Annotated in this window: 17 protein-coding genes; 8 read left to right on the top strand and 9 right to left on the bottom strand. The window is 66.4% G+C overall.

The annotated features are described in order from the left end of the window. Positions 1-144 precede the first annotated feature (144 nt). The 4 genes from ACIA5H_RS12715 (at position 145) to ACIA5H_RS12700 (ending at position 5308) form a co-directional block, all read left to right on the top strand. Positions 145-2310, top strand: coding sequence for a protein kinase (locus ACIA5H_RS12715; protein WP_397075975.1), 2166 nt, complete (start codon positions 145-147; stop codon positions 2308-2310). Between the two features lie 71 nt (positions 2311-2381). Further along, complete coding sequence (locus ACIA5H_RS12710) at positions 2382-2942, top strand: hypothetical protein (protein WP_397075973.1); 561 nt, start codon at positions 2382-2384, stop codon at positions 2940-2942. Between the two features lie 18 nt (positions 2943-2960). Then, complete coding sequence (locus tag ACIA5H_RS12705; protein WP_397075971.1) at positions 2961-4295, top strand: Dyp-type peroxidase; 1335 nt, start codon at positions 2961-2963, stop codon at positions 4293-4295. Next, entirely contained in the window at positions 4292-5308 is a 1017-nt protein-coding gene (locus tag ACIA5H_RS12700) for a hypothetical protein (protein WP_397075968.1), read from the top strand. The genes ACIA5H_RS12705 and ACIA5H_RS12700 overlap by 4 nt, the downstream gene beginning before the upstream one ends. 108 nt (positions 5309-5416) lie before the next feature. Here ACIA5H_RS12700 and ACIA5H_RS12695 read toward each other — a convergent pair whose 3' ends face one another. Then, positions 5417-6646 (bottom strand): lipase family protein, encoded by a 1230-nt coding sequence (locus ACIA5H_RS12695; RefSeq protein ID WP_397076054.1) that lies wholly within the window; start codon positions 6644-6646, stop codon positions 5417-5419. A 136-nt stretch (positions 6647-6782) separates the two neighbouring features. Continuing rightward, a complete protein-coding gene (locus tag ACIA5H_RS12690; RefSeq protein WP_397075966.1) occupies positions 6783-7637 on the bottom strand; it encodes an NAD(P)H-binding protein in 855 nt (284 codons plus the stop codon). A 137-nt stretch (positions 7638-7774) separates the two neighbouring features. Between ACIA5H_RS12690 and ACIA5H_RS12685 the strand changes: the two genes are divergently transcribed. Then, positions 7775-8797: an Lrp/AsnC family transcriptional regulator gene (locus ACIA5H_RS12685; RefSeq protein ID WP_397075963.1), complete on the top strand. Its 1023-nt coding sequence runs from the start codon at positions 7775-7777 to the stop codon at positions 8795-8797. Between the two features lie 265 nt (positions 8798-9062). Here the strand turns inward: ACIA5H_RS12685 and ACIA5H_RS12680 are convergent, their stop codons facing one another. The 4 genes from ACIA5H_RS12680 to ACIA5H_RS12665 form a co-directional block, all read right to left on the bottom strand. After that, a complete protein-coding gene (locus ACIA5H_RS12680; RefSeq protein ID WP_397075961.1) occupies positions 9063-9500 on the bottom strand; it encodes a MerR family transcriptional regulator in 438 nt (145 codons plus the stop codon). Further along, on the bottom strand, positions 9497-9844 hold the full coding sequence (locus ACIA5H_RS12675) for a hypothetical protein (RefSeq protein ID WP_397075959.1): 348 nt from the start codon (positions 9842-9844) through the stop codon (positions 9497-9499). Before ACIA5H_RS12675 ends, ACIA5H_RS12680 begins: the two co-directional genes overlap by 4 nt. A 125-nt stretch (positions 9845-9969) precedes the next feature. Further along, entirely contained in the window at positions 9970-10146 is a 177-nt protein-coding gene (locus tag ACIA5H_RS12670) for a hypothetical protein (RefSeq protein ID WP_355073830.1), read from the bottom strand. A 37-nt stretch (positions 10147-10183) separates the two neighbouring features. Further along, entirely contained in the window at positions 10184-11269 is a 1086-nt protein-coding gene (locus ACIA5H_RS12665; protein WP_379254343.1) for a Vms1/Ankzf1 family peptidyl-tRNA hydrolase, read from the bottom strand. 148 nt (positions 11270-11417) lie between these two features. Here ACIA5H_RS12665 and ACIA5H_RS12660 point away from each other — a divergent pair, with 148 nt between their 5' ends. The 3 genes from ACIA5H_RS12660 (at position 11418) to ACIA5H_RS12650 (ending at position 13549) form a co-directional block, all read left to right on the top strand. After that, on the top strand, positions 11418-11759 hold the full coding sequence (locus ACIA5H_RS12660; RefSeq protein ID WP_356964245.1) for a DUF3140 domain-containing protein: 342 nt from the start codon (positions 11418-11420) through the stop codon (positions 11757-11759). A 66-nt stretch (positions 11760-11825) separates the two neighbouring features. Continuing rightward, positions 11826-13034, top strand: coding sequence for a zinc-dependent alcohol dehydrogenase (locus ACIA5H_RS12655; RefSeq protein ID WP_397075956.1), 1209 nt, complete (start codon positions 11826-11828; stop codon positions 13032-13034). Between the two features lie 11 nt (positions 13035-13045). Next, positions 13046-13549, top strand: a complete 504-nt coding sequence (locus ACIA5H_RS12650) for a hypothetical protein (protein WP_379254346.1) — start codon at positions 13046-13048, stop codon at positions 13547-13549. A 71-nt stretch (positions 13550-13620) separates the two neighbouring features. Here the strand turns inward: ACIA5H_RS12650 and ACIA5H_RS12645 are convergent, their stop codons facing one another. The 3 genes from ACIA5H_RS12645 to ACIA5H_RS12635 form a co-directional block, all read right to left on the bottom strand. After that, a complete protein-coding gene (locus tag ACIA5H_RS12645) occupies positions 13621-15297 on the bottom strand; it encodes a long-chain fatty acid--CoA ligase (RefSeq protein ID WP_397076052.1) in 1677 nt (558 codons plus the stop codon). A 121-nt stretch (positions 15298-15418) separates the two neighbouring features. Further along, positions 15419-17119, bottom strand: coding sequence for an aldehyde dehydrogenase family protein (locus ACIA5H_RS12640; RefSeq protein WP_397075953.1), 1701 nt, complete (start codon positions 17117-17119; stop codon positions 15419-15421). After that, positions 17116-18684, bottom strand: coding sequence for a GMC family oxidoreductase (locus ACIA5H_RS12635; RefSeq protein ID WP_397075951.1), 1569 nt, complete (start codon positions 18682-18684; stop codon positions 17116-17118). The genes ACIA5H_RS12640 and ACIA5H_RS12635 overlap by 4 nt, the downstream gene beginning before the upstream one ends. Between the last annotated feature and the right edge of the window lie 140 nt (positions 18685-18824).

Raw genomic sequence — 18824 nt, 5'->3', positions numbered from 1 at the left:
GCATCGCGACAATGATGCAGTAGGAATGCCGAGGCCGATATCATCGATACCGCGACCTTTTCACAATGCTGATCCTCCATAGCGAACGCGATTCATCCGTGCGGGAGGTGGTCGGTGAACGGCATAGCGTTCGGTCGCTACCGGTTGCACGAGTTGATCGGCGAAGGCGGCATGGGCCAGGTATGGCGGGCCTATGACACCGCTACCGACCGCATCGTGGCGATCAAATTGCTGCCCGAGCGCTGTGCGATTGATCCCAGCTTCCGGGAGCGGTTCCGACGCGAGGCTCACGACACCGCTCAACTGCGCGAACCACATGTGGTCCCGATCCACGGCTACGGCGAGATCGAAGGCCACCTCTATCTCGATATGCGCTTGATCGATGGCGACGACGCGAGAACCCTGCTCAACCGCGATGGTGCGATGGAGCCGGCGACAGCGGTTGGGGTGATCTCCCAAGTCGCGGCGGCACTGGATGCGGCGCACGCCCAAAGTTTGGTACACCGCGACGTCAAACCATCCAACCTGTTGGTCACCGATACCGGCTTCGTCTATCTGATCGACTTCGGTATCGCGCGCTCGGCCAGCAATACCCCGCTGACCAGCACCAGCACGATGATCGGCACCTTGGCCTACATGGCTCCGGAGCGATTCACCAGCGGGGTCGCCGACGCTCGGTCCGACGTATATGCCCTTACCTGTGTGTTGTGCGAATTCCTGACCGGAATACCGCCCTACCCGAGCACCAGCACGGAACAACAGGTCGCGGCGCACCTGACCGCAGCACCCCCGGCGCCGAGCATGCGGCGGCTCGACCTACCGGTCGGGTTCGACGATGTCATCGCCCGGGGCATGGCGAAGGACCCGGACGACCGCTACCAGACCGCAGGAGAGCTGGCAGCCGCCGCCGAACACGCTCTCACCACTGCTCCTGCGGTTGCCGCCGGAAGCGCCCCCCGAGCCGGCCCCACTTCGGTGCCCCCCGGCTTCGGAGGTCTCCGCGATCGGCCCGGGACGCCGCCGCCGGTACCCTCCACAGAGCCGTACGCGGAGCAAAAGTCCACGATCAACGCTGGACCTCCCGTAGATCTGCCCGGTCTTCAGCCCATCCGATCCGAATCGGGCGGGATCCCACGCGACGGCACCACACCGCCTCGACGTAAACGGCCTGTCGTGGGTGTAGTGGTGACCGTGGTCGCCGCGTTCATCGCCGCGGCACTAGGGGCGGGTATTTGGTGGCTGACCCGGCCATCGAAGCCTGAAGTCGCTTTCGACGGCAAATACGAAGTCACCTACACGCCCAAAACTCTCAACGGGAAGCCGGACAACAGTCCCCCGCAAGAAAGGATATGGTCAGTCCGATCCGACTGTCCATCGCACGGCGAACGCTGCGTGGCCTCGATAACCAGCCAGAGCACGTCCGAGCGGGAGACAGCCCCGGCCAAGTTCAGCGCGGACTATCGCGACGGCACGTGGACGATCACAAGAGACATACGGGCCCGCCCCGACCCCGATTGCGAAAATCCGATCACCAAGGTGCCGCAGAACGTCCCGGCATGGCAGAGACTCGAATTCCGACCCGGCATCCCGGCGTGGACCGGAAACTCCTTCAGTTTCGTCGGCGGCCCTTGCGCATACACCCAACAACAAGAGATGAAGCTTTCCCGCGTCGGCGAGATCGATCCGAAGGTCGACGTCGTCCCTCCCGAAACCATCCCCGACCGCGGTCCCAGCCCGACCATCGCGCCGATCAGCGGCTCCTACGACGTAACCATCACATATACCGCGACACCAGACGTTCCCAATCCCCCACCGCCGAGCAAGTTCCGGCAGCAATACAACACCCTGTGCATGCGTGAGGGCGACCGCTGCGCCGCAACGACGGACACAAATTCCGGCACAGATCCGCGCAAAGATCCTCGCGCCGTCTTCGCTCCGATGTTGAGGCTCGAGGGCGGGGTCTGGCGGACCGATTACAGCATCCCCTTTCCCTGCTCCGCGGAATCGAACGAGCCGCACACCATCGCGACATTTCATTGGGAGTTGTTCCCGTCCGACGCGGGTCCCGAACCCACCGCATTCTTGACCGGAACATGGACCCGCGAAAAATCGGATCCTTGTCCCGAGACCAGCCGTGCCACGGTCGAGATGCGGCGGGTCGGCTCGACCGGCGCGCGGCCCGCTGTCGCAGGCAGCAATGCGGACCAGCAGCAGCCCCATCCATCCCCGGCTCCAGCGATCGTCGCAATCCGCTTACCCAAGGGAAGCGATGGGTTCCGAGACCCACACCTCGGACAAACGATCAGATAACAACGACGAGAGCGGTTCGGCCAAGGGATTTCAGCTCGCTCCGCGCCGCACCGATCGAGATGGAGGCGGAAATGACCACAGGCGATGCGGATTGGTCCAAGCCGGCGGCGATGGCCCTGCCGAAGGAGGGGTTCTTCGAGCTCGAGCAAGGCCGGTACGGGCCGGTCTTTCCCCGCACACCCGCCAATTACGGCTTCTCGATCATCGCGCGGGTCAAACCCGGCCGTGAGGAGGCGATCCGGGAGTACGGCAAGCAAATCGAGGCCGCGGTAGCCGAAGATCCCACTGTGCTGGCGCCGCTCCGGCTGCATTACTTGCGGTGGGTACTGTTCGACATCGGCGACGGGTTGTGTTTCCAATATCAGGGGATCTTCGACACCGACTTCGACAAGTACGTCGAGGATGCTATCGCCTTGTTCCTGTCGACGGGCATCACAACCGTATTCGTGAACCTCGAAGGGTTCCCCGAAGACTGGAAGACCAATACCGATGCGGTGGTCGAGTTCTTTCGTGAGCATCAATTCCCGAGCTTCCTGGAGTACGGCGAGTACCCCTATGTGACCGCGGACGAGGTCAAGAAGGCGCTGCGCGTGAAGGCGGCATTTTCCGACATGCTCGACCAGATGCAGTAGGGACCGAGAGGTTTGCTGATGCTCGAACTCGACGACATCCAGCACATTCTGCTGACCCGCGTCCCAGCGCTGACCGGACGCTACGAGTTCCTGTCGTTCGCCAGTGCCACCGGTGGGCGGGCGTGGCTGTCGGCCATGGTCGACCGCGTGGCCTCGGCCGCCGACGCACAACGCTCCGTGACCACCGACCGCCGATGGGTGACACTCGCGTTCACCTGGACCGGCCTGCGCGCACTCGGCGTGCCCGAACAGTCACTGGCAACGTTCCCCGAGGAGTTCCGCCAGGGCATGGCAGCGCGGGCCGGCGTCCTGGGCGACACCGGGACCGATCACCCCGACCATTGGGTCGGTGGATTGGCGGGCGACGATCTGCACGCGATCGCGATCCTGTTCGCCCACGACGACGCCGAACGCGCTCGCTGGGTGCACGAGCACCAGCAGCTGGTCGGCCGCTGCACCGGAGTGACGGTGCTGTCGTCGCTGGACCTCGCGGCCGTTCCGCCGTTGGAGTACCCGCACGACCATTTCGGCTACCGCGACAGGTTGTCGCAGCCGGTGATCGAAGGCTCCGGTGAGCAGCCCACACCGGGCACGGGTGCCCCGCTCAAGGCCGGCGAGTTCATCCTGGGATATCCCGACGAGGACGGTCCTCCGGTGGGATTGCCGCAACCGGAGGTGTTGTCGCGCAACGGCAGCTACATGGCCTACCGGCGCTTACAAGAACACGTCGGGCGATTCCGCGAGTTCCTGGCCGAGCACACCGACACCCCGGAGGAACAGGAGTTGCTGGCCGCGAAACTCATGGGCCGCTGGCGCAGCGGCGCCCCTCTGGTGCTCGCCCCCGAGCGGGACGATCCCGAACTCGGGGCAGATATGCGGCGAAACAACGATTTCAACTACAAACAGATGGACCCCTACGGGTACGCCGTGCCTTTGGGCTCGCACATCCGCAGGCTGAATCCCCGCGACACCGCGGTGAACATGCAGCGGCGGCGCATGATCCGCCGCGGCGCCACCTACGGACCGCACCTCCCCGAAGGCGTTTCCGAGGACGGCGCCGAGCGCGGAATCGCGGCCTTCGTGCTGTGTGCCAGCCTGGTGCGCCAATTCGAATTCGCCCAGAACGTGTGGATCAACGACAAGACGTTCCACGAACTCGGCAACGAGCGGGATCCGATCATCGGCAACCAAGACGGCACCCTGGAATACAAGATCCCCAAACGTCCGATCCGCAAGACCATCAGAGGATTACCGGCGTTCACAACTCTCAGGGGTGGCGCGTACTTCTTCATGCCCGGTGTTCGCGCACTGCGCTACCTTTGCACCCCTACCGACAACGAGGTGGCACCATGAGCACCGTCACCCAGGCACGCACCTACAACCAATCTCAGCTGCCACGCACCTACACTCCCGGCAGACGCCGGTTGAGCATCTACTGGACTTGGAGTTATCCCTGGGAAGCCCAGCGCGATCCCGCCGCGCTCGACAACCGCTTCTCCACCATGACCGAGGTGCGCCAAGCGGCTTGGCCTGCCTACGAGACGCCCGAGTACGACGCCGCGCACTTTCTGCAAGGGATCGCCGGAACGCTGGAATTGTTCCACCGCTCCACCCTCACCTTCCAGCAGATCGCCGGAGAGGCCACCGGTCACCCCGTCGCGGTCTTCCAGCGCATCGATCAAGCCGGGTTCGAACTGCCCCTCGACGAACGCATTCTGGCCGACACCGATACTCTCATGATCTTCGGCCTCGACCACGTTCTCGGTCAGGCGGAAGCCGCGCCCGACGAGATCGCGGCCCTCGACGAATGGCTGCGACGCGAAGGCACCTGTCTGCTTTTGGCGCCTCATCACGACGTGGGTTGCACCCACGACCTCCAGCAACGCCAAGTCGAATACCAGCACCACGGCGACCCGCTGGTGCCGCGCCAACAACGCTTCAGCGCCTACACCCGCTCACTGATGAAAGCCCTCGACGTTCCGGTGCACAACATGTACGGACTCCGACCCGCCGTCGCCGAAGGCACGAAATCCATTGCGCCGCTCAGCACATTTCGTGACCTCGATGACTTGCACCTGCTCGACAACGTCACCACATTCAACTTCCACCCTCACCTCCCGCACTATCACCTCACCGCGCCCGCAAGCGCATCGGTGCGCCTGCTCGCCCGGCAACCCATCGACCTCGACCGCCCACACCCCTTCACCGCCGAAGGCAACACCGAATTCAACACCCTGATCTGGCTGCCGCCCACCGACCGACGCGCAGGCGACATCGTCATGATCGACTCCACCAACTTCACCACCTTGTTCGGAGGAACCGAAAGCCTCATCAACCTCTGGCGCAACTTCGCACTCATGAAGTGACCGCGCACCACACCGACGCGGTCTACCTCCTGCCGGCCAGGGCCATCCGCCCATCGCGAGTTCGGCAGCCACCTGCCGCAGTTCCGCTTCGCTACGTGGGCGTCGATGTCAGCAATTGGTAGGGGCGAGCTCTCCGCGGGCCCGGCCTTCGAGCCACAGCAGCACCGCAGGCGCACCCAATACCGCAGGGGCCAAATGTTCCAGCGCGGAAGGCAATTCAACCGACGGCACCAGCACCGTCTGCACCCGCACCCCCGCCGCGCACCAACGGCGGACGGTATTCTCGATCGCACCGAGCGGAATCTGCTGGTCCTTCGGCGAATGCCATTCGAGGATCGGATTTTCCGGCATCCCGGGATAGAGTTCCAGGCTGTTCTCCTCCACCACCGAGCGGGCTTCGCGGCTGTCGACGATCGAGGTGTTGTCGAGGTACTCCCGAGCGCTGCCGTCGACGCCCGCGGTGAGGATGTCGTTGCTGCAGCTGTTGGCCATGTCCTGAGCGACCGCGAGGCCGCGCGGGTTGAGATACGAGCTCGTCGGCAGTCTGTCCGGGTACTCCCGCTCCAGACCGATCGCCGCCGCCATGGCCAACCCGAACGAGGGGTGCCGGTCCAGGCCCAGTGTCTCGGCCATCGTCATCAGATTCATCGGGGCACCACCGATGGCCGCACCCGCGAGTTTCAGCTCCGGTGCGTATGCCGGCTGCAACGCGGCCGCCCATGCGGTGGCCAGGCCACCGCCGGAATAACCGGCCATGACCGCGGGGCTGTGCTCCACGGCGAGTGCGGGTAGCCGCTTCACCGCACGGATGCCGTCCAATACGACCTGGCCACCCAAACGCGCTGCCCCGAGAGCGAACTGCGGTCCGAGGTGATCCGGCAGCGCCACAGTCCAGCCCCGCGCCAGCGCCACGTTCAAGATCGGCGTGGTCGCCACCAGGTTCAGATCGTCGCTGTACAGCTTGTGCGATATCGCGCAGCCGGTGCCGAGCGCGTTGATGAAATGCTGATACGACAACAGCGGCCCGCCGGGCTGTCGGGCGAAGGGAGTCAGAACCGTCGTAGTCGCAGCGATCGGCGCTCCATGCGAGTCGGTGGACCGGAACTTGACCAGCGTGACAGTGGCTGCGGGGAAGATCGCCAGCGCGGGCAGCGCCCGCACACCCAGCACATCCCCTGCTTCGTGTGCCGCCAGATCCGCCGGGGCGGCATAGAACGGGTCCGGATCGGGCAGTGGATACAGCGGTTGCGCGGTTGCCGTCGTCGCCAAGAGCAGCCCGAGTGCCACACCGCCGATCGCACCGCTGCGCCTGCTGCCGGGCAAAAGAAACCGCCGGATCACGATCTTCTACCTCCAGTAGTTCGCGCATTTGTCGACCGGCCAGCCTGCATTCAAATCCGACGCTGCGGACTGACCTTCCGCGACACGCCGCACGAAAATCTGAAACGGTAGGAATCGAGATGTGCGCGCGCTGTCACACACGCGCGAAGTCGGCAAGGTGTCGGGTTGCCCACTCGCGGAACGAGGTCGGCCGCACGCCGGTGACTTCTTGCACCGTCGGATGCACGACGGAGGTGAACGACTCCAGTGCGGTGGCGCGCAGTGCCATGATGGCGTCGGCCATGATCTCGGAAAGTCCGTGGTCCAAGATCGCCTGACGGGCGGCGGCCGGCTCGACTTCCAAGAACCGTAGCGGCCTGCCCAGCACGTCGGCGAGTACGGCGGTCATCTCGGCGGGGGTCAAAGCCTCCGGTCCGCTGAGCCGGTAGGTTCGCCCGTCATGACCGTCGGTGGTGAGCACGGTGGCGGCGACGGAGGCGATGTCGTGTTCGTCGACGACCGCGATGCGGCCGTGGCCATAGGCGGCGAACACGCTGTCGCGGTTCCTGATCGAGTCGGCCCAGTGCAATGCGTTGGCCATGAACCCGAGCGGGCCGAGGATCGTCCACGGAATGCTGCTGTCGCGCAGTGCCTGTTCACCGCGGCGATGCCAGCTCGGGATGGGGTCGGTCGCGGTGTCGTCGCCGGTACGCCCGGAGGACAGCTTGACGACGTGCGCGACATCGGCGCGTACGGCTTCGCGAATCAGGTTCGCGTCGTGGGTTGGGATGTCGGGGCCGGCGGAAAGCAGGAACACGCGGTCCACCCCGCGCAGCGCCGCGGCGATGCTGCCGCGATCACTCAAGTCGCCCGCGACGACGTCGACGGCAGCGGGAAGACCACCGGCGGCGGGCCGACGGGTCATCGCGCGCACGGGCACCTTCGCGGCGACGAGTCGGTCGACGAGCGAGCGGCCGACAGTGCCGGTGGCGCCGGTAACCAGAATCATGAGAGTCCCTTCAGTGGATCGTTGTCGTCGCGTCCTGTCCGACGACGGGACCCAGCATCGGCCCGGAGCGCCCGCCAACTCCATCCACAGGGAGATATCGGTGGAAATTTTCCATTGAAGACGGAATGCTGAAAGAAATGACCGTGATAGACGAGCTGGACCGGGGCATCGTCCATGCGCTGCACATCGATGGCCGCGCACCGTTCAGCCGTATCGGCACGGTGCTCGGGGTGTCGACGCAGACGGTGGCCCGGCGCTACCGGCGACTGCGCGCCGAGGCCGGGTTGCGGGTGGTCGGTCTGAGCCGTCTCGACCGCGACGACCACACCCGCTGGCTGGTCCGCCTCGGCGCCACCACGACGGCAGCCCGGACACTCGCGCATTCCCTCGCCCGACGTCCCGACACCTCGTGGATCAAACTCCTGTCGGGTGGCACGGAAATCCTTCTCATCCTTCGCATGTCGCACCAGGCGGACGCGGCACATCCGCTGCTGCTGCAGGAGATCCCCCGCACCGCCGGTATCACGACCGTGTCGGCTCACTACGTGCTCCACACCTATTTGGGCGGTCCGACGCCGTGGCACGGACAAGTCGCAACGCTCACCGAGCACCAGCAGCGACAACTCACGCCACCCCATCACGACGCGCTGTCCGCACGCGGGCTCTCCAGCGCCGACGATGCCCTGTTGTCCGCGCTGCAAGCCGATGGACGGGCCGGGCTGGCCGAGCTGGCGGCAGCCACCGGATGGTCCCCGGCGACGGTCGCGCGCCGCCTGGCCGATCTACGGGCGCAGGGCGAGATCTTCTTCGATGTCCAGTCCGACGACACCCTGTTCGGCGCCGCCACCCAGGCACTGCTGTGGATGTCGGTCGCTCCCGCACGGCTCGACCAGGTCGGCCTCGAGTTGGCGCGGCATCCCGAACTCGCCTTCGTGCTGGCCACCACCGGTCCGAGTAACCTCGTGGCCCAGGCGATGTGCCCGAATCCCAGCGCCTTGCACCATTACCTGACCCGCCGCCTCGGCAGCGACGACGCCATTCGAACACTGGAAGTGACACCCGTACTCGCCACGGTCAAAGCCGCAGGTCACGTCACCGCCGAACGCACCAGGCACGGCACAGCCAGCCGTCGTTCGAAAAGCGCGGCGAATTCGAAGTGAGGCGCCCGTGTCGCAGCCGCATCCAGCATCCGCGCAATGCCCCGAGGTGGTCGTGCATCCGGCGCGCCGGGCGCGGGTCCACAACAGACCGATCGCACCGGCGACAACGAGGGCGATGCCCAGCGACTCCAGCCACGAAATGCTCACCAACGCCACCCCGCCGCCGAAGATTCCGGCGGCGACCAGGACTGGAAGCGCGCAGCATCCGACACACAGAAGCGCGCCCAGCCCGATCGGTACCCACCAGCGTCGCGTCCGCGTGCGCTCAGCACCCACACTCGCCTCCTTCACCGGCGGAGTCGGTGGGGAACGGTACTGGGCAGCAAGGGCTTTCGCTGCAGGCGAGCAAGTCGTCACAACCTGCCTCCAATGCGGCATGCAGGGTGTCGCGCACCGCGGTCAGCTCGGTGAGTTTCGCGTCGATCTCGGCCAATTTGGCCGCCGCGCGCGCTTGTAGCCCGACAGCAGTACGGCGACCCGATGGGGTGGCGGACAAAAGCTCGGCGACCTCGTCGAGGGTGAACCCCAGCCGCTGGGCCGCCTTGATCACACGCAACACCGTGACGTACCGCTCCGGATACAGTCGATGCCCGCCGAGAGACCGCTGCGGTTCGGCGAGCAGACCACGCCGCTCGTAGTACCGCAACGTCTGCGTGTTCACCCCGGTGGCCGCGGCCAGCTCGCCGGTGCGCAACCCGGTCAACGCCGATCGCCGCCGATCCAGGCGTCCGCCCGCGCGGCCAGCGCGTCGAGTACCGCGACCTGATTGTCGGGAACGGCGATACGCATCACCGGACCGTCCTCGGTGGCATCGAAGCCGAAGGTGAACAACGAGCAGCAACCGGACTCGCGCGCGGCGAGGTCACGGCTCTCCTCCTCCGCGCCGGCGGCCAGTAAGAGATCCAGTCGCGTGCGCGCGGGCCGATCCGTGCGCCGCACCGATTCGGCGAAGAACCGGTCGAACTCAGCGACTCGTACCGACTGTTCAACGGTGGGCAGCGTGCACGAGTCCGGTACCCAATCCCCGGCGGGAGGCGTGATCATCATGCCCTCACGGTAAGCCCATACCCAGGTACAAGATGCAACCTCGAACCGCGGCAACGTGCGTACGTCCACCATTCCGCACTGCTGTATTACAGCGTCCGGCAAATTCGATGATTCAGTTCGAAGTGCTACGGATGTTCGGTCCGTTGCACCTGTTCGTTGATGAGGGTGTCGTCGTCAGCCGGCGGCTCGGGGTCATGCCACTCTTCTGCTCGGCTGGAACGATTGCCTCGTATCGTGCCTTCCAACTCGTGGGCCAACTCGTCGTCGTGTACGGGACCGTGCTTGGTATTTCCTCGTTCCATGGGATTTTCTCCTGTTGCGGTTGCTGGACACGGCGCGCTAGCGGTGGCGCAAAAGGGTGGCGACCCCTTCCCGGGGTACGACAGCACCTTCGACGGGCACGATCGAGCCACCCTGCAGCAATGTGACCACCGGCAACGCTTCGTCCGCGCGGTAGGCGCTGGACGATGACGCATCATCGATCCACTGCGCCGCGGTGATGCCGCGAAGCAATTCCGGATCGAGTTCGACGGATCGGTCCCCCACGGTGTCCGGATCGATCAGCAAAGTATCGGCGTTCGCCGCCAGCAGCGCCGAGACCGTCTCGGGCAGCCCCTCCACGGCCAAGCCGTCGGCCCTGCCCCGCGCGGTATTCAGTTGCTCGACAACCTGTCCCTGGTGCTGCCGTGCCTGCGTCCGCACCGCTTGCTGCACCTGCGCTTCCAGCGCGGCGGAGTCCGCACCCGCGGCCCGGGCACCGGCCTCGACCTCGACGATCCGAGCGGTAGGCGAATCGAGCGCCTTTGCCAGCGCTGCGCGGGCGCCGACCTCACCGACCAGCACGATGACCTGCGCTCCGACGCGATCCGCGAGATCGCGGACCGCCGTGGCGGCCTCCCCGACGTTCCGGCGGACCACTTCCTCTACCCGGCGCTGCATCGAAAGGTGTGCCCACCCTCCGCCGTGACGGATCTTGTGCACCGGATGCGCGGTGCCTTCGGCGGTCATCTCGATCAGGTTCTCGTCCTCGTCGACGCCGTACAGATCGCAGCCGACACGATCGACGACCGCGATCACATGCGGCACCTCGCGGGACTGCTGCTCGATGAGAGGCAACAGATACGGAAGCGCCGACACCCGCACTGTCTCCCGTGCGGGCGGCTCGGCGAGCATGTGATCGACGAGGACGCTGTCCGAATCGGCGATCAGCAGGCGGCCTGCACGCCCTTTCTCCGCCTTGACTTTGCTGATCGCGTCGTCGAGTAGCGTCAGCGTCTTCTCGGGAACGTGCTGGGCGGCCAATTGCTCGCGGATCGAGCGCCACCGTAACGCTTTTTGCTGCTCGGCGTCTTCGGTGTTGTGCGAGGCGTCGACGCAGAGCGAGACGAACGGGCCCCGCCGTTGCGCTATTTCTCTGAGATTCATGCCATACACATCCGGCGCGTACCCGGTTCGGCGTGCACGAATCCGAATCCGCGAGTGCGTTCGGAATACGCTCCGAACGGTGGTTTGGCCGACCCAGGCCCGGGTAGTCGCCACGCGTCCGCCGGGACAACCGACTGGAGGTGAAGCCATGGCCGAAACCGTCATCGACGACGAGCTGTGGGAGGAATTCCACCGCCTGGTCAATATGTCGTCCCGGCAGTTGCGCGACTGGCTGCGCACCGAAGGCGCCGATACCGGCACCGAAACGGAACCCGATCGCGCGGGGCCAGAGATCGGCCGGCGCATCCTTGCGGTTCTCGGCAAACGTCGTACCGACCTCGATGCCGACGACATCGCGGTGATGCGCCGGGCCGTAGACGAGATCACCGCGGCGCGCGGTGCGGAAGCAGAGCGCGAGCCGCGCGCGGGCAGAGACGACTGGCGCAGGCATCTGATGTCACTCGGACACGACCCACTCCAGCCGTCGTGAACTCCGCATCGCGAATCGAGCGGACGGGTGTGCGCTCTGCAAGTTGACGGCGAGGAGGGTGCTTCGATGAAGGCAGTGGTGTGGCACGACGTGGGAGATATCCGGCTCGACGAAGTCGATGATCCCAAAATAGTGGAACCGACCGATGCGCTCGTGCGGATCACGACCTCGGCTATCTGCGGTACCGATCTCCATCTCGTGCGCGGCACGATGCCGGGCATGCAGCCGGGAACAGTGCTCGGGCACGAGGCTGTCGGAGTGGTGGAGGAGACCGGAGCAGCGGTGCGCGGGTTCAGCCAGGGCGATCGGGTCGTAGTGTGCTCGACCATCGCATGCGGGACCTGCTCCTACTGTCGTGCGGGCTACTTCGCCCAGTGCGATACCGCGAACCCGAACGGACCGCAGGCGGGAACCAGTTTCTTCGGCGGACCGGAGAGCACAGGCCCCGTCGCGGGGCTGCAGGCCGCTTACGCGCGCATCCCCTTCGCCGCCACCACGCTGGTGAAAGTCCCGGATTCGGTGTCCGACGAACAGGCGATCATGGTCTCCGATGTGCTGCCGACCGGCTGGTTCGGCGCCCGATTGGCGCAAGTCGGGCAGGGCGACACGGTACTGGTGCTCGGTGCGGGCGTGGTCGGGCAATGCGCGATCGCCGCAGCGAAGCGTCAAGGCGCGGCACGGGTGCTGGTCATCGACGGTATCGCCGATCGTCTGGCGACCGCTCGCGCGCAGAACGCCGAGCCGATCGATTTCAATGCCGAGGATCCGGTGGCAACGGTGCGCGAGCTGACCGGCGGTATCGGAGTGGACAGGGTGATCGACGCGGTCGGTGTGGATGCCCAACGCCCGAAGTCCGGACCGGCCGCGCAGGACCTTCCGGTTTCGGATTCGACGCTGGAAGCCGAGCGCGAGAAGGCGGCCCCGCAGGGCAGGACCGAGGGCGCGCAGTGGTTGGCCGGCGACGCGCCCAGCTTGGCGGCGCGGTGGGCACTCGAGGCAGTCGCCAAAGCCGGTAGCGTCGGCGTCATCGGAGTCTATCCGCCGAATTTCGACGCTTTCCCGATCGGCGCCGTGGTCAACCGCAATCTCACCGTTCAGGGCGGCAACTGCAACCACCGCCGCTACGTCCCTGGCCTGCTGGGCAGGGTGGCCCGGGGCGACATCGATCCGACCGCCTTCATCACCCAGCGCGCCGACCCGGTCTCGATCATCGAGGCCTACGAGACGTTCGACCGGCGCGAGGACGGCTGGCTGAAGACGATCGTGCCGATGTGAGGTGTGTAGCGATGCTGAAGTCGATCCTCCGCGGCGCCGCGGCGGGAGCCGCGGGCACGACCGCGTTGAACGCCGTCACCTTCCTCGACATGATCGCGCGCGGCCGACCACCGAGTCGCACGCCCGAACAGAGCGTCGAGCGCATGACCGACAGGTTGGGCGTGCAGGTGCCCGGTGACGAGGAACAACGGCGCAGCCGGATTTCCGGCGCGGGTGCGCTACTGGGCACGGGGACCGGCGTTTCGGTCGGCTGTGCCTACGGTTTCGCCCGTTCCATGAGATGGCAGCCGTCGATTCTCGCCGCCAGCACGGTCAATACCGCCACGGCCATGTCCGTCACGGCGCTGTCGCTTCTCGACTTGGGTGTTTCCGATCCCCGCCGATGGACACGTTCCGACTGGCTCAGTGATCTCGTGCCACATCTTGCGTACGGGCTGGTCACTTCCCTCACTTACGCCGCCATGGCCGACGGTCGTTCGACCTCGCGGCGACGTCGGCAGTGGCCGTGGGCATGACTCCAGCGGTGCCGGCCATCTCCGTGATGGGTTCGCGACTGCGCGGAGCCGGGTCGGCGAGCCTGTGCCGATCAACCCGCCCTGCTGTCCGAGTTCGTCTGCGTGCTGGTCGAATCGATGACGACGATATCCAGTTCGCCTGACGAGTACCGGGCGCGCAGGGCTTTCTTGTCGAATTTGCCGACACTGGTCTTGGGTACTTCGGGCAGGAAAGTCCAACGCTCGGGCAGTTGCCATTTCGCTGTCCTACCGGCCAAGAACGCACGCAGCACGCCCGCGTCCGCCTCCGCTCCGGCCCGCAACGCGGCGGCGACGACCGGTCGCTCGTCCCATCTCTCGTCGGGTACGCCGAACACGGCGGCCTCGACGACGTCCGGGTGCGCCATGATCGCGTTCTCGAGCGCGACCGACGAGATCCATTCGCCGCCGGACTTGATGATGTCCTTGGCTCGATCGACCAGGGTGAGGTAGCCGTCGGCGGTGATGGTCCCGACGTCACCGGTGCGCAGCCAGCCGTCACGGAACGCGTCGGAGCCGACCGTTCCCGCATCGGACGAGTAATAGGACGCGGTGATCCAGGGGCCCCGAACCTCCAGCTCCCCCACGGCTTTTCCGTCGCGGGGCAGCTCCGTGCCGTCATCTCCGACGAGGCGCGCTTGCACCGGAGCGGGGAAGCGTCCCTGGGTGACCCGGTAGGCGTAGGCGTCTTCGCCCTCAATTCCGGGTGGCGGCCACGCGACGCAGCCCAGCGGCGAGGTCTCGGTCATCCCCCATGCCTGGATGATGCGCACTCCATGGCGGTCCTCGAAGGCGCGCATCAGTTGCGGCGGCACGGCCGAGCCTCCGACCACGACCGCTCGCAGATGGCCGAGGTCCTGCGGTGCGGCGTCGACCGCGGCGAGCACACCGTTCCACACCGTCGGTACGGCGGCGGCGAAACTCGGGCGTTCGGCTGCCATGAGTTCCAGCAGCGGCGACGGCTGCAGGAAGCGGTCCGGCATCACCAGCGAGGCGCCCACCATGAGCGCGGCGTAGGGCAGGCCCCACGCGTTGGCGTGGAACAAGGGGACGATGGCCAGCACCCGATCCCCCGTCCTGATGCCCATGCCGTCGGTGGTGCAGGCGTGCATGGAGTGCAGCCAGTTCGAACGGTGCGAATAGACAACGCCTTTCGGGTCACCGGTGGTGCCGGAGGTGTAGCACATCGCGGCGGCGGATCGTTCGTCGAGCAGGGGGAAGTCGAACGTGGACGAATGTCCGGCCAGCAGCGTGTCGAGTTCGTGTACCGCCACACCCTCGGGTGCGCGCAGCGCCGCCGCGTCACCGTTGGCGACGATGACGTGGCGGACCGTACGCAACTGCGGCAGCACCTGCTCGAAGGCGGGCATTAGCGAACCGTCGACGATCACCGCCTTGTCCCCCGCGTGATTCGCGACGAAGGCGATCTGTTCCGGGAAGAGACGGATATTCAGGGTGTGCAGCACCGCGCCCATGGCGGGTACGGCACAGTAGGCGAGGAGGTGTTCGTTGTTGTTCCACATGAAAGTGCCCACTCGGTCGCCGCGGCCGATTCCCAGCGCGGTGAGGGCGTGCGCGAGTTGGGCGGCCCGGTCACCGAATTCGCGGTAGGTCAGTACCCGCGACCCGCTGCCCGTCCAGGTACGGACCGTGGCATCGGCGTGCACGGTGGTGGCGTAGCGCAGCAGCGTCGCCAAGGAAAGGGGTTCATCCTGCATGGTGCTCGGCATCGGCAGGTCGTGCTCGTGGTAAGTCATTTCGTGCTCGTCTTTCTCGAAGAATGCCCGGCCGACGGGAACGTGGTGAGCCCGGGCCGACGTTGCCGCCGGGCCCGGGCTGGTCTCGTGGGTTTCAGCCGCGCAGCGCGGAGGCGAAAATCGGCGCGAGCGGGGCGACGCCGGGCTTCTTCGCGAAGTTGGTCAAACGCCGCAAGGTCGTGGCGCCCGTCCGGTTGGTGACGAACCACGGCGGCTTCGGCGACAGGCTGAATTCGCCGTGCAGCAGCGACCGAGGCGAGGGGCGGAACGGCCCGCGCAGGACGGTTCGTTCCGGTTCGGCGATCAGCAAGGCGTTGTGCACCACACCGATGCCGCTCTGGATATCGGTCAGAGAGTGCCCAGGGAAGGCGCCCCACGACGCGCGGGCGGTGAGGTAGCCCAAGCCGGTCCAGGCGTTGACAGCGATCGTGCCGTAGCGCAGTTCGGTGACGGCCGTGTCGAATCGGTCGCCCAACTGTTTGATGGTGGCCGGGTGGGCGATGATGTTGACGCCGAGCGTGCCCTCGAACTCGTCGTTGCATACCTGCACCGCCCGCGCCAGGAACTCGGCCGGGTCGCCGCCGGGCAATTCGATCACGCCGAGCACCGGGGCGAAGTATTCGGTGTGCAGAGCGGGTTCGCGCCGATTCGGTGTCAGGCCCTCGATGAGGGTGCGTGCGCCGATCACTTGCGCCTGCGGGTAGCTCTGTCGGGCGGCCTCGACACGGTCCGAGGATCCGGGATAGTAGTCCGGCCGCTGCGGCGCGCGGCCGATAGCCGCGCGGAGTTCGGCGAGGAACCGCTCCTTTTGCGGCCAATCCGCGGAGATCACCGCCACCTGTGCGGCGATGCAGTTGTACCCGTTGTTGTGCAGGCGCTGCGTCGCCAGGTGCTCGGCTTGGAAGCGCAGGTCCGCGTTGGACCATCGGCCCGGCACCACGATGGTGGGCGAAACACCGCCGAGTTCGCTGGTGATCGGCTTCGTGAGTCTGGGCGTGCCTGCCGCCTTGTTCCGTTCGGCCTCCGCTCCGGTGCCGAACACGATGGCGTCGTGGGTCGCCGCGCTGCCGGTCATGTGGACGGCGTCCACATCCGGGTGGTGCACCAAGGCCGCGCCGACTTCAGGGCCGCCGGTGATCAGGCGCACGAATCCGCGCTCTATCGCCGGAGCGAAGATCTTCTCCAGCACCGGCAGCAGCGGATCGGTGATCGGGTTGAGCTTCAGCGCCACCACCCTGTTGTCCGCGTAGAGCTGGTACAACACGTCCAGAGGGGCGATCGAGAAGATGTTGCCCGCCCCCAGGACGACGCCGATGCCGCCGGTGCTGGTCGGCGTGCGCTGCCCCAGGCCCGCACGGGCGCGAACGGTTTCGGCGTCGACGCCGGGCCGCGACCAGACTTCGGCGCGGAATCCGTTGAGCAGCAGGGCGTCGAACACTCCGTGCGGAAACACTTCGACGGCCGTCCGGCCACCGGGGGCCGGACGCATCGGGTACCCGTCGACCGGGCTGCGCCCCTCCTCCAATGCCAGCAGGGATTCCGCGAGCGCGGCAGCCCCGGTCAGCAGGGAATACGGTCCGCTCACCCACTCCTCACCGAGCAAGGGCGAATCCGAGGTCAGTTTCTTGATCCGGGCCGCGGTCTCGACCCACTCCTGCGCATGCCGCGCCGTGTTGACATGAATCTGATCCAGCAGTCGGCGCCGTGCGGGCAGCGCGGTGCGCGCCCATTCGACTTCACCACGCCGTAGTGCGGAGACCGCGGCGCCGACGGTTGCCGTCACGGTCGAGGTCATGCTTCGGTTCCTTCCGATTCGGCGTCCTCGAGGACCATGTCGGAAGCCTTCTCGCCGACCATGATCGTGGGAGCGTTGGTGTTTCCGCGCACTACCGACGGCATGACCGACGCGTCGGCCACGCGCAGACCGCGCAATCCCAGCACGCGCAATCGCGGGTCCACGACGGCGCCGATCGCGCAGGTCGACGTCGGGTGGTACAGGGTCTGCGCCGTCCGAGCCGCGAAATCGAGCAGCTCGGCATCGGAATCGCCAGTGGGAGTCGAGAATTCACCGGTGGTGAGCTCCCGGAGCGCGGGTTGATCGGCGATCCCGAGGGCGCTGCGCAGCCCGGCGATCACGCTCTGGCGGTCCTCTTCGGTCTGGAGATAGTTGTGCTGGATACGTGGCGCCGTGCCGGGGGACGCGGAACGCAAGGTGACTTCGCCGCGGCTCGTCGGGTTGATCAGGCACGGGCCGAAGGCGTATCCGTGCTCCGTCGCGGCCCCCATGCCTTCACCGTGGAACAGCACCGGCGCCATATGGAACTGGATGTCGGGCCCCGCGAGACCGCCGCGGGTCTCGATGAAGCCCCCTGCCTCGCCGATATTGGAGGTCAGCGGGCCGCGTCCTTGTTCCTGCAGCAGAGCGAGGTTTTCCGGGGTCAGTGCGGTCATCAGCGACTCGCGATCGGTGCGGTAGTTGAGGAACACCGACAGATGGTCTTGCAGATTCCGCCCGACCGGCAGGTCGCGGATCGTCTCGATCCCGAACGCCGACAGCTGATCGGCCGGGCCGACACCCGACAACAGCAGCAGATGCGCCGATCCGTATGCGCCCGCGGCGAGAACAACCTCGCGCCGGGCCTGGATCACTTCCGTGCTGCCGTCCCGGCCGATGACCACACCGGTCGCGCGGCCGTTCTCGATGACGACTCGATGGGCGAGCGCGCCGGTGACCACCGTCAGATTGGGGCGCGACGCGGCCGGGTGCAGATAACCGACGGCGGCGCTGCACCGCATGCCATTGCGCTGTGTCACCTGATAGCGACCGACGCCCAGTTGGGTGGACCCGTTGAAGTCCTCGTTGCGGAGGTGGCCCGCTTGCTCGGCGGCGCGCAGGAACGCGTCGCCCAGCGGATGCCGCGATCGGCTTTCGCTCACCGCCAGCGGCCCGCCGACGCCGTGGTAGGCGTCCTTCCCGCGTTCGTTGTCCTCGGCCTTCATGAAATAGGGAAGGACCTCGTCGAAGCTCCATCCGTCGGCGCCGCCCGCGGCCCATCCGTCGTAGTCGGCACGTGCTCCGCGAATGTAGATCATCGCGTTCATGGAGCTGCTTCCGCCGACCACACGCCCACGCGGCAGATAGGCGCGGCGGAATTGCAGCCCGGCTTCGGGCTCGGTGTCGTAATCCCAATCGAGCGGACTTTTGAACAGAGAGGGAAATGCGACCGGCAGATGGATTTCGTCCGCCGTGTCCTGCGGCCCCGCCTCGATCACGGCCACCTGGACCCGCCGGTCCTCGGACAATCGACTCGCCAGCACGGATCCGGCGGATCCGGCGCCTACGACGACATAGTCGTACACGGTCGGCACCTCTCTCGAAATCAATTCTCGAATCGGGGCGCTATGACCCCGGTCACTGTCGAAGTCGATACTGCTGGGGGGATGCCTCGAACCACCATGTGCACGGGCCTACCGATCCACGGCGGATATGTGTGCCAGAG

It is taken from the genome of Nocardia sp. NPDC051900, from assembly GCF_044452545.1.
GTDB lineage: Bacteria > Actinomycetota > Actinomycetes > Mycobacteriales > Mycobacteriaceae > Nocardia > Nocardia sichangensis.
The sequence above is the reverse complement of the archived record's forward strand: the minus strand, read 5'-3'. Positions and strand labels throughout refer to the sequence as shown.